This is a genomic window from Paenibacillus lutrae (assembly GCF_009757775.1).
Classification (GTDB): domain Bacteria; phylum Bacillota; class Bacilli; order Paenibacillales; family NBRC-103111; genus Paenibacillus_F; species Paenibacillus_F lutrae.
Genome location: NZ_RHLK01000007.1, coordinates 75,688 through 90,736, shown reverse-complemented (window position 1 = coordinate 90,736; position 15,049 = coordinate 75,688). Strand labels below are relative to the sequence as shown.

The window sequence follows — 15,049 nt, the reverse complement described above, 5'->3', positions numbered from 1 at the left end:
ATGTATTCCGGACACCCGTAATAAAGGCATGTGCTAGTCATGCTTTTGTTCCGGGTGTCTTTTTGAATGTAGAGTTTAGTACTTAAAGGCGCGATTCTACCAGATATCTCAGTATTAGTCAAAAAGTCATATGAATGACAACTGGAACGTTCGAAAGTTCTACATGAATCCAGCATTTTCCTCTATAATATAGGTATTAGTACCTATTTTATCGTAATGACTAGAGAAAGAAGGTTGTATATGAAATCCTTACACAAGGTAATGAGTGTTTTTCTTGCGGTGTGTATGCTGATGCTAAGCACGAATGCTTATGCGGAGAACATCCTGCAGAACCAGGCCGTCAATGGCGGCACGATCAATCAGAACATTGTATTTATTGACGTGAACAACCACTGGGCTAACGACGCAATCTATGATATGGCGAAGAAAGGCATCATTAGCGGTTACGAAGACTCCTCGTTCCAGCCTGAGAAATCCATCACCAGAGAAGAATTTGCCAAGCTTATTGCACTTACATTTTCCCTCGATTTGCAGAAACCGGGAACACCGACTTTCTCGGATGTTTTTCCGGACAAATGGTCTTATGAATACATTGAAGGAACCAAGGAATTCTTGACAGGATACTATCCCCCTAAAGGGAAAGCTTTCTTCAGCCCGGAAACTAAGGCGACCCGGGAAGATGTTGCAGTCGCGCTCGTCAAAACTTTGGGTTATTCCCCCAATGATGTGGAAGACAGCAATACCCTTTCCCATAATTTTTACGATACCGATGAGATTTCGTACGCACTCAGAGACTATGTTGCCATTGCGACAGAGAAACAGCTGATCAGCGGATATGATGATGCTACATTCAGACCGCAGCAGCCGATTACCCGGGCTGAGGTAGCGACTTTACTGTTCCGCGTTATCAAGTCTTCCGCCCAGGATCAGGCAGATGGACCGATGCTGGAAGTCAGCATGCCGGAGAAAACGGAGAACGGCACGTTCTATATTTCGGGCAAAACGCACCGGGATGCTAAAGTAAAGATTAACGATGAAAGTACAGCAGTCGTTGACGGTGCCTTTAAAGAAGGCTTCAAACTGGAGGAAGAAGGTACGTACGATGTGCATATCGTGGCCAAGCTTCCGAGCGGCAAGACGAGCAGCGTGACCAAAACGATTACGTATAAGACGAGTGGTCCGGTTCTCAAATTAAACGATACTCCGGAGACCGTCACCAACGAATCCTTTACAATCTCGGGTACGGTCAAAGATGTGAATGACAGCAGCCCCGCGGTCTATCTTAACGACGAGAAGCTGTATGTAAGCTCGTGGGACAATTCTTTTACCCGCAAGGTAACCCTTAAAGATGGAGAAAATACCTTCACGATTAAAGCTAAGAACAAAGCGGATAAAGAAACCGTAATCACCAAGACCGTGACGCTCCGTGCAGGAGGCCCCGTGTTGAAGATTAATTCGGTAGCAGACACGACCCAATCCGACATCATTACAGTATCCGGTACCGTTACAGACCCGAATGACAGCAGCCCGGTCGTTTACCTGAACGATGAGGAGCTATTCGTATTCTCTTATGACGGTTCTTTTACCAAGAAGGTTAAACTCTCTGAAGGAGAGAACATCCTGACCTTCACCGCAGAGAATAAGAATGACAAAGTAACGACAGTGGTTAAGAAAGTCACGTTTAATGCCGGCGGACCTGTACTCAAGATTAATGCCTTGGCGGAGTCTACTCAACTTGACAGCATTACAGTATCCGGTACGGTTACGGACTCGAACGACAGTTACCCCGTGGTTTACTTGAATGGCACGGAACTCTTTGTAACTTCTTACAGCGGTTCTTTCTCCCAGAAAGTATATTTGGAAGAGGGTGAGAACACGCTCACCTTTAGAGCGGAGAATAAGATCGGCAAAACGACCACGATCGTCAAAAGCGTGACCTTAAACGCGGGAGGCCCTGTCATTAAGGTCAACAGCTTGCCTGAGAGATCTACAACAAAGTCCATAACGATTTCCGGGAACGTGACGGATAAGAACGACAGCAACCCGGTGGTTTATCTCAATGAAAAGAAGATATACTTGTACAGCGGAGCCTTCTCGGAGCAAGTGACCTTAGCGGATGGTGTGAATACATTTACTATTCAGGTTACCAATAAAGCGGGCAAGACCAGCAGCGTGACCAAAACCATAACGTTCGAGCCAGACGCTCCCCTTATCACATTAAATTACTTCCCGGTGAATACGGCGCTGAATTCAGTAACGATTACGGGGACAATCTCTGACAAGAATGACAATTACCCGGTCGTTTATTTCAATGATCGTAAAATTTATGTTTACAGCGGTTCCTTCTCGGAAGAGCTCTCTCTCAAAAAAGGAGTCAACGAGTTCAAAGTTGTCGCTTCCAATAAGTTCGGTAAAACAACGACCGTAACACGTAATGTATACCGTAATGACAAGTAAGGAACCGATCTATTCCGGCAATTGCATCACGTAGTCAGCTCCGGCCTTCCCCCTGACGGGGGAGGGCTTTTGTGTTTGCCTGCAAGTCTTCCTCAGGCATCCAATTGTTAATTGTCTGTAACTACTCTTTTCTATTAAAAATGTAAAATGAAGAAAGGTAGTAAAGAGGAGGCTAGCTGTACCTATGAAAAAATGGATCCTTGCAGGGGGCCTTAGCGCCGCCTTGTTAGTCGGAGCATCGGTCGGAGCTTATGCAGCATCGAATCTGGACGTCATTCAGGCTTATTTGAACAAGTCTCTGCAAGTGGAAGTGAACGGAATTGTCTCCGTGATGAAAGATGAGCAGGGTAATGTTCTGCAGCCGATCACGTACGAAGGGAACACCTATCTGCCGGCAAGATCTATTGCAAATTCGCTGGATATGGAAGTTTCATGGGACGGCGCGAACAATCGTGTTACGCTTACAGACAGCCCTTACATAACAGTTAGTGAAGATGAGGCAGAAGTTCTGAATCAATACGGATATACCTTTCAAGTACCTGCCTGGGTTCACAATCTTAGATTGGACATTTTGTCGGATGAGAATTTGAAAACCATTCAAGAAGACAGCAGTTTGGATAAGCGGGTGCAATCCGTTGTGTTCGTGCAGTACATGATTCAGGATGAGAATGTCCATCGGCTGCATGATGAGATCGCTAGAATTGAAGTCTACAAGGCGGCGGATTGGGAGAAGAAGAAAACGGAGCCGGGCGCAGGCGCAGTGCTTAAACAGAGCGGGCAATATGTCTATACCGTCGTAAAAGCGGAGAAGCCCGACCTGGAGGCAGGTACGCGGGATGCCAAAGGCTACGAGGATCTAAGCGCCTGGCTGAGTCTGCAAAACTACTATCTGAACCTGACAGAGAAATAACAAATAGAAGATGTATAACCCACTAACCCATTCGAGAGAAGAGCATGTGAGTAAGAGTGTGTAACAACACGTCTTTACCGGATGCTTTTTTTTGTTACGAAAAAAAGGAGTTCAGGAATTTCCACAAAATTATCCACTAGTTCCACAATTGAAGAGGTCGTTCTGAACCCCTCCATTTTCATATATTTAATTGTGAGCGATTTCAACAAAAGGAGAGAATTCATACTTCCGGCTCGATGATCCTATAGTAGTAAGTGGGATATATTAAACAAGAAAGGGTGCATACAATGGCAGCAACCACAAAAGAATTAAAAAAAGCCGCTTTGCAGCTTCTGAGCCTCATTCTTATTGTTGCTTCCGTTCTGGGTTTCGGAACCGTGAAGACGGAAGCGGCGCCAGCCAATGATTTTCAGGCTTCGGTGATGGGGCCTTTGACCAAAGTAACGGATTGGAATGCGTTCAAGAACCAGCTGCGTACTTTGAAAAGTAACGGAGTGTACGCCATTACAACCGATGTCTGGTGGGGAATGGTCGAAAGCGCAGGAGATAACCAGTTTGACTGGAGCTACTACAAGACCTATGCGAGTGCCGTACAAGAAGTGGGCCTGAAATGGGTTCCTATTCTCTCGACTCATAAATGCGGAGGCAACGTGGGTGACGACTGCAATATTCCGCTTCCGAACTGGTTGTGGAGCAAAGGAACCGCGGATGAAATGCAGTTCAAGAACGAAACCGGCTATGTCAACAATGAGGCCGTATCGCCCTTCTGGAGCGGGACCGGTAAGCAGTACACGGAGCTGTACAGTTCTTTTGCAGCTAATTTTGCTACATATAAAGCGATTATTCCCAAAATTTATTTGAGCGGGGGCCCAGCCGGAGAGCTCCGGTTCCCATCCTATAATGCGGCGGCGGGTTGGAGCTATCCTTCGAGAGGTAAATTCCAGACGTATACGGAAACGGCGAAGAATGCATTCCGTCAAGCCATGCTGGCCAAATACGGATCACTAAGCGGAGTCAATCAGGCATGGGGACTTAGCTTAACGAAAGCAAGCCAGATTAATCCTCCGGGTGACGGAGACGGTTTCTACACGGGAGGCGGATATAAGACGGCCTACGGCAAAGATTTTTTGTCCTGGTACCAGAGCGTTCTGGAAAATCATCTCGGGGTCATCGGCAGCGCAGCTCACAAAAGTTTGGACCCGGTATTCGGCGTACCGATCGGTGCCAAAGTATCCGGGGTGCACTGGCAGATGACGAGTCCTTCCATGCCGCACAGCGCGGAACAGGCAGCAGGGTATTATGATTACAACCGGCTTATTCAGAAATTTAAAGACAACAACCTGGATTTGACCTTCACTTGTCTGGAAATGTCCGACAGCGGTTCGGCGCCGAACTATTCCATGCCTTCTACGCTGGTCGATCAAGTCTCGGCTATTGCCAGAGCCAAAGGAGTACGCCTTAACGGAGAAAATGCTCTCCCGGCATCGGGCACTGCCGCTTTCAAGAAGATTGAAGATAAGATTACGAAATACGGCTACAGCGGATTTACGCTGCTTCGTCTGGCTAACGTGGTCAATCCGGACGGTTCCGTCACAGGGGAAATGGCTAATTTCAAACAGTATGTGATCACTCATGCCAAACCGGCTGACGGCACAACCGGATCTGTAACGCTGTATTACAAGAAAGGCTTCAGTACGCCTTACATTCACTATCGCCCCGCAGGCGGAACATGGACGAATGTTCCGGGAGTACGAATGAATGACTCGGAAGTCAGCGGTTATGCCAAAATTACGCTCCCTATCGGATCGGCCGCCCAATTGGAAGCTTGTTTTAACGACGGCAGTAGCAGCTGGGACAGCAACAACGCCGCCAATTACTTCTTTAACAAGGGAACCTACACCTATACACCCGGAACCAACGGGGCAGCGGGTAAAATAACGGCGGGAGCTCCGACAGGTGCTTTAACGGCTAAAGCCTCCTAGATGCCGGAAGTTTCATGAGCTTGGATAGATTAAAGTAAACGTATGGATAATTGGAATACTGGGACTCCCAGGAGCACATGAAACCATGAACTTATGGAACTGTGAGCCATGAAATACTAACTCATGAGCCTTGAAACATGAAACATGAAACATGAACCGTGAACCATAAACCATAAACCATAAACCATAAACCATAAACCATAAACCATAAACCATAAACTATGAGACCTTAAACCATGAACTTATGAAACTGTGAACTCTTGAACCGTGAACTGCATAACCGAACCCTAACCTCAAAAAGACTTCCGTACCCACTCAGGTGGATAGGGAAGTCTTTTAGGTAAAGAGCTTATTACTTTGTTACAAAAAAACATACAGCAAACGGCTATTAGCAGTGTTTAGAGTGTGGTTCTGAGATACCTATAGGAAATAAAACTTCATGTACCAGCGCTCCGTGTCCCGCCATCAGAACACCCCGCCGCTTATGCACTCACAACAGCAGTGACCGACCTCCCAAAGAGATCCCGGCACTGGAAGATCATCTGCACTTGCTGTGCAGCGGCTGATCCTCTCGGAAAGGCTGCACAGCGGCGCCATGCCGTTCAGCGCCGCTTACGAGAACGGCGCCATCATCGGCTGGATCAGCCCCAGCGTGAACAGCGCGGCGAGAATCATCGCGACGCTGGCGACGGCGCCTTCCTCGCTGCCGAGCTCGCGGGCTTTGCTCGTGCCGGCCCCGTGGGCGCCCATGCCGAGCAGCAGGCCGCGGGATATGCCGCTGCGTATATGCAGCGAGCGGATGACCAGCGGCCCGATGATCGAGCCGCAGACGCCGGTGATCACCACGAAGACTGCGGTGATCGAGGGAATACCGCCGAGCGACCGCGATATCTCCATCGCGATCGGAGTGGTGATCGACCGCGGCGCGACGCTCTCGATCATCTGCGGGCTCGCATGGATCCACCCCGCAGGCAGGACCGAGGTCAGCACAGCGACCACCGAACCGCACAGGACGCCGGTTACGAGCACCACCGCGTGCTTGCGGAGGAGCTTGAACTGGCGGTACAGCGGGATGGCGAAGGCCACCGTCGCCGGCTGCAGCAGTTCGGTAAGCGGGCGGGTGCCGCCGCTATATACTTCAACCGGCGTGCCGGTGAAGTACAGCATAGCCATCAGCAGCACAGGCGCTACGAGCAGCGGGGTCAGATAAGCTTTGCGCGTACGCTGGTACAGCTTATTCGCTCCCCAGAATACCGCTATGGTAACGATTAAATAAATTAGTCCGGTAGCATTCATGCTGCGGCATCCTCCTTCTCGGCTTTCGTACCGCGGCGCTTTCCTATAAATTCGGCTACCAGGCCCGTGCTGGCCATGACGGCGAACGTGCTGACAATGATAATCAGCACATACCGGCTTCCCGACATGGTGAACATTTCTTTATATTCCAGAATGCCGACCGCAGGCGGCACGAAAAATAACAGCAGCTTCGAGAGGAGATAATCCGCTCCTTGTTCAATCCACTCCAGCCGCACCCAGCCCAAATGCAGAGCGGCAAATACTAGTGCAATGCCTACAATACTGCCGGGTACCGGGAGATGCAGCACCTTCGACAGCAGGCTGCCGAAATAAGCAAAGCCGAACAAAAGAGCAATTTGACTGATCGTTCGGGTCAGCGGTTGTAGTACTTTCCATCCTTGTGTCATCCGGAAAACCCCTTCCTGTTCCATGAGTATACTTCCGGGAATTAGATAGGTAAAATACATATATCGAATGGCTTTCATTCCTTTTCTCTATGGAAGGGGTAACAACGTATGCAGCAAAGGAGAAAATACTCATGGACGTTCGTCACCTGCAATATTTTCTGGAGACGGCCAAACGCCGCAGCTTTACGAAAGCGGCTGAAGCGCTCCATGTAACGCAGCCGACGATCAGCAAAATGATCCGTACGCTGGAAGAGGAGCTGGGGGTCGATCTGTTCGACAGGTCATCCCGTCAAATCGTGCTGACTGACGCGGGCGAAGCCGTTTTGGCGCAGGCGCAGCAGATCGTCCGTTCCGTAGAACAGCTGTCCGTCCAGTTGGGGGATGTCGTGTCGATGCGCAAGGGGCAGATCCGCATAGGTCTGCCTCCGATGATCGGGGCTCCGTTCTTCCCGGAGCTGATCGCGGCCTTCCACCGTCTGTATCCGGGGATCGGCATCCGTCTAATCGAGGAGGGAGGGCGGACGGTGGAGCAGGAAGTCGAGAATGGCAGCCTGGATCTTGGCGTTGCGGTTCTTCCCGTTGATCCGCTGAAGTTCGACCAGTTTTCTTTTGTCAAAGAAGAACTGCGGCTGGTGGTTCACAAGGAGCACCGGCTCGCGAACCGGAAATCCGTACGCCTGGCCGAGCTGAGCCGCGAACCTTTTCTCATGTTCCAGGAGGACTTTACTCTATATGAAAGAATACCGCAGGCGTGCATTCAGGCCGGATTCAAACCGGATATTATCTATGAGAGCTCACAGTGGGACTTCCTGAGCGCCATGGCCGGTGCGGGTCTGGGTGTAGCGCTGCTGCCCGAAACTATTTGCCGGAGGCTTGACCCTGCGAAAGTCGTAGACATTACTCTGGTGTCCCCGAGCATACAGTGGCATCTGGCAATGATCTGGCGCAAGGATGGATACCTTTCTTTCGCTGCCAGGGAGTGGCTGAGATTTTCCAGGGAATGGCTGTTTAAACCTGAATGTTAAGGCGTAATAAAGAAGTGGTTTATCGGTTTTGTTTCCTAATGAAACATGATACGATAATAGAAATGTTTTCAAAATTTTGTATAAGAGATTTTGAATGAAATGAGGAGCGCTATGATCCGCACAATGGCTGTTACACGCAGCATGGAGCTGCTCTTCGACCTTCCTTTGGATGAACTGGATCAAGATCATATAGAGTGGTACTGGGTAGACTTTGACTGCCCTACGGAGGAAGAGGCTCTCTTGCTGGACCGGCATTTTCATTTTCATCCGCTTGCTGTGGAAGACTGCATGCACCGGCTCCAGAGACCCAAGCTGGATCATTACGGGGACGTACACTTTTTTGTCCTGCATTCTATTCATCCCTCGACACTGGCTGCATATGAGGTCGATCTTTTTCTGGCGCCAAAGTTTCTGGTATCGTTTCATTTTACGAAACTGAAGGAGATTGACGGGGCCTGGCGCAAGTTCCAACAGAACGCGGCCTATTGGGACAAGGGGGCGTCCTTCGGGGCGTACCTGATTATGGACAAACTGGTGGATGATTTTTTTCCGAGTGTGCATAAGCTTGAAGATGAAATGAACGAATTCGATTCCGATCAGAAAGGCAACTCCATCCATACGCTGATGAGGCGCGTCTTTGACATTCGGACTAAGCTTGTCCAGCTCAGGCGCACCATTGTACCGATGAGAGATTTGCTCTACCGGGTCTTAAGTTCGGAGAGGATTCCGCACATCAAAGAGCAGCATGTTTATTTCTCGGATATTCACGATCACCTCTTAAAACTATCGGAAATGATAGATTCCGTCCGGGATACGACGGCGGATATGCGGGAGAATTTCGTTTCTCTGAACTCATACCGGATGAATAATATTATGAAAACCTTGACGGTAATTACGACGATTTTTATGCCGCTGACCTTCATGGCTGGAATTTATGGAATGAATTTTGACAATATGCCGGAGCTTCACTGGCAGTCCGGTTACTTTATTGTGCTTGGAGTTATGCTGGCAGTGGCCGCTATGATGTTTTATTGGTTTAAACGTAAAGGGTGGTTCGATTAAGCGGGAGATGGACTTAATCACAGAGAAACGGGGATGAGAATTTGAACGAAGAATGGTTCCGCAGAAGCTTCGGCAAAGACTATTTGCTAGTGTACAAACACCGTAATTTTGAGGGGGCTTATGCGGAGGTTAAAAAAATGATCGACTGGCTGGATCTGCCCAAGGGCGCTGAAGTACTTGATTTGTGCTGCGGCATGGGCCGTCATTCGCTGGCGCTGGCTGATTTGGGCTACAACGTGACAGGGGTGGACCTGTCGGAAGTCCTGCTGGAGGAAGCACGCAAACAGGATCAGGAAGGCCGCGTCGCCTGGATGCAGGGAGATATGCGCTGTGTGCCGGTGGACCGCACTTTCGACGCGGTCGTCAATCTGTTCACTTCTTTCGGTTATTTCGAGAATGACCAGGAGAACGGGCGCGTCCCGGGAGAGATTGCGCGGCTGCTCAAGCCCGGAGGCCGGTTTATTATTGACTTCCTGAATCCGGACTTTGTAAAGCAGAATCTGGTTCCGCATTCTCTGCGTGAAGAAGAAGGACAGCGTATAGAAGAAACGAGATACATAGAAGACGGGTATGTGCGCAAAAAAATTTCGATCCAGGACGAAGAGCATGGCGAGCGGGACTATTCCGAACAAGTCCGGCTGTACGAGCGGGATGCTTTCCTGAAGATGCTTGAAGAAGCCGGTTTGAGAGTCGACCATGTGTATGGCGGTTATGACGGCAGTGCTTACGAGCCAGAGACTTCAGCCCGGATGATCTTTGTAGGCAGCCGGACAGGGAGCGTGCCGCAATGAACACACCGGCATCTGCACCCGTGAAGGAGCTCCGCCGCGGATTGTGGCAGGTCAAGGTTCCGCTGCCGTTCCCGCTGCGCTGGGTCAACAGCTACGTGCTGCAAGGCAGCGCCGGCGGGGTCACGATCCTGGACCCCGGACTGCGCACGGAAGCTGCGGAAGAACTGTGGACCACCGTTCTTCCGCAGCTGGGCATCCCGTACGACCGCATCGGGCAGGTCGTATTGACCCACCACCATCCCGACCATTACGGGATGGCGGGGTGGCTGCAGGAGCGCACGGATGCGCCGGTTTACTTGTCGGAAACCGGTATAGAGCAAGCTGCGCTCCTGTGGGGGCCCGGGCAGCCGATGACGCGGCTGCTCACGGATTTGTTCGCACAGCACGGCATGGATGCCGCGCTGTGCGAACAGCTGACGAAGCATATGGACAGCTTCGTCCCGCTTGTATCGCCGCAGCCGTCGATGACGGCGCTGCGGCCCGGTGACCGCGTCCGCCTCGGAGATGCGGAGTACGAAGCGATCGAGACGCCGGGACATGCGGCGGGGCATCTCTGCTTCTACGACGCGGGGGCGGAAGAAATCTTCTGCGGCGACCATGTGCTGCCGCGGATCACGCCGAACATCAGCTTCATGCCCGGCGTGGAAGCGGACCCGCTCGGCGCGTATTTGAGCAGCCTGGAAGAGATAGGCAAGCTCAAGGTCCGAATGGCTTATCCAGGCCATCGCGATCCTTTCGCGGGCTTCAGCGAAAGGGCGCTGGAGCTGATCCGCCACCATGAGGAGCGGCTGGCGAGCATGACGGAGAAGCTGCGCGGGCAGCCGATGACCGCATACGAGCTGTGCCGTGCGACGTTCGGCGACCGTCTGTCGCTGCACCAGCTGCGCTTCGCGATGGCCGAGACCATCGCCCACACGGTCCGCCTGGAGTTGGGCGGACGTGTCCGTGCGGGAGAAGCCGGCGGCATGACCGTCTACTCGGCTTAAGAAATGCTCCGCTCTTCATGGATGATACTGGACGGAAATTATTAAAGTACGTACGGTTACTTGATTAAAAAGAACCTTACAGAATCACTTATTCAAGTGGTTCTGTAAGGTTCTTTTGTGCATCCCGCAGGCTGCAGTGAATTATAAGATTTGCTCCGCCTCCGATTGTTTGCGGTGAGCGATCCGGGAGCTGGCTGCCGCCGCAATGGCTCCGACGATATCATCAAGGAATGTATGCTTTTCGTACGTGCTTTTATCATTGAGCCTTTTCAGAATGCCGGGTTTTAATTTGTCAATATAGCCAAAGTTCGTGAACCCGATACTTCCGTATACATTCACGATGGACAGGGCCAGAATTTCGTCACATCCGTATAAACCTTCATCATGCTGGATCATTTCCTGCAGCGGAGAAATCAGCTTGCCTTCTTCCGCCAGCATGTCCAGCTGAATTCCGGTCAGGATCGCGTTCTGCACCTCTCTTTTGCCGAGTACGGCTTCGACGCTTGCAAGACATTGTTCAAGAGTTAACGTTTCGAAATAATCTTTTTGCAAAAAAAAGGTCAATTCTGCGATATCTGTAGTGGAGACTCCTCTTTTCTCAAGCATCTCCCGGGTCGCCACAGCCACCTTTTCACTATCAAGCGCATATTTCACGTTAGTCTCTCCTCCATGATCAATTCAGATGCGATACCCTAGTATACCCACTATTTAGGAACAAGTACAACTGGAAGCGGACTGGCGTCAGGTCTTGGGACCGTCCACCTTTTTCGGACAACATCGGCATAAAGCGCGGTGCATGCTTGTATACATAGAATTACGAAGGACAAATCTGATGGCGGACGAGGCTGCCGGAAGAAGGGGTATGAAGTCCTGGAATGGTTGTGGAGCACTGGAAGAGGGGCAGGAGCAGCGTGAAATTCCGCTTGTTCTCCGGCAAACCGGTTTGCGCAGTACCATATTGATTAGGAGGGGTTGGACATGAGAAAACATCGCTGGGTGCAGGCTGCAGCCATGACGGGAGCTATTGCGCTTGTGGGTACCGGCTGCAGTCTATGGACATCGGAGACTCAGCCGATTGACGCTCCGCCGGCTGGCATCGAAACATCGCTGGGTGTAAGCACAGGCAAAGAGGGGGCGGCTGCCCAGACGACCCAGACCGCAAAAATGACCGTCTATGCGAAAGATCCGCAGGGCTATGTGGTTCCGGTCAGCTTGGATCTTCCCAAAACACAATCCGTCGCCAAAACGACTCTTGAATACATGGTAGCCGGCGGCCCCGGAGCTAGCCAGCTTCCTGCAGGCTTCAGCGCGCTGCTACCCGAAGGGACAACGCTTTCAGTAGATATTAAGGAAAAGACCGCAACCGTTAATTTCAATCAGGCGTTCAAAAAATACGAGGCCAAAGAAGAAAGAAAAATCATGGAGGGCGTTACATGGGCTTTGACGGGATTCTCCACGATTGACGCGGTTAAACTCAAATTGAACGGCCAGGAATTGAAAGAGATGCCGGTCGCCCGGACTCCGCTCGACGAGCCTTTGTCCCGTAAGCTGGGGATTAATCTGGAAATCCAGCAGGGAATCGATTATGGACAATCGACACCGGTCACGCTTTATTTCACGAATGGAACTGCAGATAAAGGCAAATATTATGTACCGGTAACCCGTCTGGTCAAACGGACGGATGATATCGCACGAACTGTCATGGAGGAGCTTGTTAAAGGACCGAATATCTCCAAAGGACTTCAGCCCGTGTTGAATGCATCTGCTCAAGTACTGGATGTGAAAAGCAGCTCGGACTCGGTCATGACGGTTAATTTCTCCGATAAACTGCTGGATGAGAATCTCAAAGCCCCTGCGGACGGCCTCCAGTCAGTGATCTTGTCCCTGACCGAGAACACCAAAGCGTCCCAGGTTCAAATTACGGTTAACGGAAACGCCAAAGTCGAGGCCACTGACGACCAGACTTACAGCAAACCGGTTGCCCGGCCGCTGCATTTGAATCCGAATCCGGAGAAGTTGTAAGCGTAGAAGCTGCGGATTCCGCTATCTGCATGAAACACGGGAGAGGCTGCTCTCCCTTTTTTTGTCTGAACTTGTGTGTGCTTTTGCCCGGCTCCTTTGCTACAATAGGAAGGATAGAAGTGGATACTGCACGAAAGATGCTGCGACCAAACAGGAGGAAACAAATAATGCGAGCCGATGGAAGACAGAATGACCAGCTAAGAGATATGAAAATTACGCCTCATTATATCAAACATGCCGAAGGATCGGTTCTCATAGAAGTTGGAGAGACGAAAGTCATTTGTACGGCAAGTATAGAAGAGCGAGTCCCTCCTTTTATGAAAGGACAAGGCAAAGGTTGGGTAACGGCCGAGTACTCGATGCTGCCCCGTGCGACCCAGGTGCGTAATCAGCGTGAGGCGGCAAGAGGCAAACTAGGCGGAAGGACGATGGAGATTCAGCGTTTAATCGGACGGGCCCTGCGTTCGGTTGTAAGTTTGGAAGCGCTCGGTGAGCGTTCGGTTACGCTGGACTGTGACGTGATCCAGGCGGATGGCGGTACACGGACGACTTCCATTACAGGAGCTTTCGTGGCTATGGCTCTGGCGATGCAGAAGCTGGTGGACAACGGCAAGCTGAAAAGTCTTCCGATTACGGACTATCTGGCATCCGTCAGTGTTGGAATCGTAGGCGGGCGCCCGCTGCTTGACTTAATGTACACCGAAGATTCCCAGGCCCATGTGGATATGAACGTCGTCATGACGGGGGACGGTAAATTCGTAGAGGTGCAGGGGACCGGAGAAGAGGCTTCTTTCTCGCGTGAAGAGCTCGACAGCCTGCTTGCTCTGGCAGAAGGCGGGATTGCCACAATGATCGAGGAGCAGCGTAAAGCACTGGGTCATGTGAGCGCGCTGATCGGAACGGGCGCACGTGCCTGAGGAGAGCGGCGGCGTAGTTGTTATCGCTACGCGCAACAAGGGCAAAGTTCGCGAATTTGCCCATTATTTTGCCCGCTACGGCAAGGAAGTGCGCAGTCTCGATGATTTCGATGCGATGCCCGAAATCATTGAGGACGGCGCGACTTTCGCCGACAACGCCCGGATCAAGGCGTCCATCATTGCCCGGCATCTGAATCTGCCGGTACTCGCGGACGATTCCGGACTGTGCGTAGACCTGCTCGGCGGGGACCCGGGCGTATACTCTGCCCGGTATGCCGGAGAGCACGCGTCAGATGCCGAGAACAACGCCAAGCTGCTCAGTGAGCTTGGCGCGATGGCTTCCGCTCAGGCGGGCGGGACAGCCGGCTATGCGAGCCTGACCCCTGTCGACAGCTTCACGGAGCCTGAGCAGCATGGCGGCAGCCCCGGCGGTGTTCATGGTAACCCCGTCCGTGTTGACGGTAACCCCGCTCGTGTTGACGGTAACCCCGTCCGCGTTGACGGTAACTCCGTCCGCGTTGACGGTAACCCTGCCCGTCTTGACGGTAACCCCGTCCGCGTTGACGGTAACCCTGCCGGCAAGGACATGGACGCAGCCCGCCAGGAAGACGGTTCCGGGTCCGGCGCTGCCGGTACCGGGCAAGCAGGCAGTGGCAGCGCCTCTGCTGTCACAGAGCCTGGGGAGCAGGACCCTGCTTTACTGAGTCCTGCCCGCTTCGTCTGCGCGCTGGCTCTGGTGGACCCGCTTCGCGGGGACACCTTGGAAGCGGAGGGCACATGCGAAGGGTTCGTGATCGCGGAGCCGCGAGGTGCAGGCGGCTTCGGATATGATCCTTTGTTCTATCTTACAGAACAAGGAATGACAATGGCTGAGCTTCCGCTGGAGGAGAAGAACCGTATCAGTCATAGAGCAGCGGCGCTTCAGCAGTTTTTTGAGAGCCATGCGACGAGGTTAATCTGATCTTATAGGGATACGGGTCTTTGGCTAGAGCAACCGGCTTCGCTTAACAAGCGAAGCCGGTTTTTTGTGTTTATAGAAGAAAGCTAACCACAACTGGCATTTCCAGATCATGGTTCTAGAGCGGATAGTGGATTCTGCTTCTTAACTACTTTTATGGAGCCACGATACAACGCACGATACAATACGCATGGTACAGCAGACACGATACAACACAAGGTACAACGCACATGGTA

The 15,049-nt window shown here is 51.6% G+C and carries 13 protein-coding genes and 1 pseudogene; 11 read left to right on the top strand and 3 right to left on the bottom strand.

What is annotated here, in order from left to right; genetic code table 11:
- Positions 1 to 240 precede the first annotated feature (240 nt).
- The 3 genes from EDM21_RS13590 to EDM21_RS13580 all read left to right on the top strand — a co-directional run bounded on the left by EDM21_RS13590 (position 241) and on the right by EDM21_RS13580 (position 5,349).
- The gene (locus tag EDM21_RS13590) at positions 241 to 2,457 is read left to right on the top strand and encodes an S-layer homology domain-containing protein (RefSeq protein WP_157336254.1); all 2,217 of its coding nucleotides are present in this window, start codon (positions 241 to 243) and stop codon (positions 2,455 to 2,457) included.
- Between the two features lie 184 nt (positions 2,458 to 2,641).
- The gene (locus EDM21_RS13585; RefSeq protein WP_157336253.1) at positions 2,642 to 3,367 is read left to right on the top strand and encodes a stalk domain-containing protein; all 726 of its coding nucleotides are present in this window, start codon (positions 2,642 to 2,644) and stop codon (positions 3,365 to 3,367) included.
- Positions 3,368 to 3,654: 287 nt separating this feature from the next.
- On the top strand, positions 3,655 to 5,349 hold the full coding sequence (locus EDM21_RS13580; RefSeq protein WP_157336252.1) for a family 14 glycosylhydrolase: 1,695 nt from the start codon (positions 3,655 to 3,657) through the stop codon (positions 5,347 to 5,349).
- A 612-nt stretch (positions 5,350 to 5,961) separates the two neighbouring features.
- On the opposite strand, the gene EDM21_RS13575 is transcribed toward EDM21_RS13580, so the two are convergent.
- Entirely contained in the window at positions 5,962 to 6,645 is a 684-nt protein-coding gene (locus EDM21_RS13575) for an LrgB family protein (protein ID WP_157336251.1), read from the bottom strand.
- A complete protein-coding gene (locus EDM21_RS13570) occupies positions 6,642 to 7,052 on the bottom strand; it encodes a CidA/LrgA family protein (protein WP_157336249.1) in 411 nt (136 codons plus the stop codon). Before EDM21_RS13570 ends, EDM21_RS13575 begins: the two co-directional genes overlap by 4 nt.
- A 131-nt stretch (positions 7,053 to 7,183) precedes the next feature.
- Here EDM21_RS13570 and EDM21_RS13565 point away from each other — a divergent pair, with 131 nt between their 5' ends.
- From EDM21_RS13565 to EDM21_RS13550, 4 genes are all read left to right on the top strand, one after another.
- On the top strand, positions 7,184 to 8,077 hold the full coding sequence (locus EDM21_RS13565; RefSeq protein ID WP_157336248.1) for a LysR family transcriptional regulator: 894 nt from the start codon (positions 7,184 to 7,186) through the stop codon (positions 8,075 to 8,077).
- A gap of 111 nt (positions 8,078 to 8,188) precedes the next feature.
- Positions 8,189 to 9,139, top strand: coding sequence for a magnesium/cobalt transporter CorA (corA, locus tag EDM21_RS13560; RefSeq protein WP_157336247.1), 951 nt, complete (start codon positions 8,189 to 8,191; stop codon positions 9,137 to 9,139).
- A gap of 41 nt (positions 9,140 to 9,180) precedes the next feature.
- On the top strand, positions 9,181 to 9,930 hold the full coding sequence (locus EDM21_RS13555; RefSeq protein ID WP_235918181.1) for a class I SAM-dependent methyltransferase: 750 nt from the start codon (positions 9,181 to 9,183) through the stop codon (positions 9,928 to 9,930).
- Positions 9,927 to 10,916 (top strand): MBL fold metallo-hydrolase, encoded by a 990-nt coding sequence (locus tag EDM21_RS13550; RefSeq protein ID WP_157336246.1) that lies wholly within the window; start codon positions 9,927 to 9,929, stop codon positions 10,914 to 10,916. Before EDM21_RS13555 ends, EDM21_RS13550 begins: the two co-directional genes overlap by 4 nt.
- A gap of 141 nt (positions 10,917 to 11,057) precedes the next feature.
- Here EDM21_RS13550 and EDM21_RS13545 read toward each other — a convergent pair whose 3' ends face one another.
- A complete protein-coding gene (locus EDM21_RS13545; RefSeq protein ID WP_157336538.1) occupies positions 11,058 to 11,522 on the bottom strand; it encodes a phosphatidylglycerophosphatase A family protein in 465 nt (154 codons plus the stop codon).
- 372 nt (positions 11,523 to 11,894) lie between these two features.
- Between EDM21_RS13545 and EDM21_RS13540 the strand changes: the two genes are divergently transcribed.
- The 4 genes and pseudogenes from EDM21_RS13540 to EDM21_RS25545 all read left to right on the top strand — a co-directional run bounded on the left by EDM21_RS13540 (position 11,895) and on the right by EDM21_RS25545 (position 14,816).
- A complete protein-coding gene (locus EDM21_RS13540) occupies positions 11,895 to 12,938 on the top strand; it encodes a GerMN domain-containing protein (RefSeq protein WP_157336245.1) in 1,044 nt (347 codons plus the stop codon).
- Between the two features lie 167 nt (positions 12,939 to 13,105).
- Entirely contained in the window at positions 13,106 to 13,855 is a 750-nt protein-coding gene (gene rph, locus EDM21_RS13535; RefSeq protein ID WP_157336244.1) for a ribonuclease PH, read from the top strand.
- Positions 13,848 to 14,204 (top strand): annotated as a pseudogene (locus EDM21_RS13530) (non-canonical purine NTP pyrophosphatase); the annotation flags it as partial. The gene rph and the pseudogene EDM21_RS13530, both read left to right, overlap by 8 nt.
- Complete coding sequence (locus EDM21_RS25545) at positions 14,190 to 14,816, top strand: non-canonical purine NTP pyrophosphatase (protein ID WP_420850663.1); 627 nt, start codon at positions 14,190 to 14,192, stop codon at positions 14,814 to 14,816. The pseudogene EDM21_RS13530 and the gene EDM21_RS25545, both read left to right, overlap by 15 nt.
- Positions 14,817 to 15,049 lie beyond the last annotated feature (233 nt).

Bases quoted from the DNA above. Each gene is read 5' to 3' on its own strand.
- EDM21_RS25545 (WP_420850663.1), top strand. From the start codon at position 14,190: ATGGCTTCCGCTCAGGCGGGCGGGACAGCCGGCTATGCGAGCCTGACC.
- EDM21_RS13580 (WP_157336252.1), top strand. From the start codon at position 3,655: ATGGCAGCAACCACAAAAGAATTAAAAAAAGCCGCTTTGCAGCTTCTG.
- EDM21_RS13540 (WP_157336245.1), top strand. From the start codon at position 11,895: ATGAGAAAACATCGCTGGGTGCAGGCTGCAGCCATGACGGGAGCTATT.
- EDM21_RS13590 (WP_157336254.1), top strand. From the start codon at position 241: ATGAAATCCTTACACAAGGTAATGAGTGTTTTTCTTGCGGTGTGTATG.
- rph (WP_157336244.1), top strand. From the start codon at position 13,106: ATGCGAGCCGATGGAAGACAGAATGACCAGCTAAGAGATATGAAAATT.
- EDM21_RS13545 (WP_157336538.1), bottom strand. From the start codon at position 11,522: ATGCTTGAGAAAAGAGGAGTCTCCACTACAGATATCGCAGAATTGACC.
- corA (WP_157336247.1), top strand. From the start codon at position 8,189: ATGATCCGCACAATGGCTGTTACACGCAGCATGGAGCTGCTCTTCGAC.
- EDM21_RS13565 (WP_157336248.1), top strand. From the start codon at position 7,184: ATGGACGTTCGTCACCTGCAATATTTTCTGGAGACGGCCAAACGCCGC.
- EDM21_RS13575 (WP_157336251.1), bottom strand. From the start codon at position 6,645: ATGAATGCTACCGGACTAATTTATTTAATCGTTACCATAGCGGTATTC.
- EDM21_RS13550 (WP_157336246.1), top strand. From the start codon at position 9,927: ATGAACACACCGGCATCTGCACCCGTGAAGGAGCTCCGCCGCGGATTG.
- EDM21_RS13585 (WP_157336253.1), top strand. From the start codon at position 2,642: ATGAAAAAATGGATCCTTGCAGGGGGCCTTAGCGCCGCCTTGTTAGTC.
- EDM21_RS13570 (WP_157336249.1), bottom strand. From the start codon at position 7,052: ATGACACAAGGATGGAAAGTACTACAACCGCTGACCCGAACGATCAGT.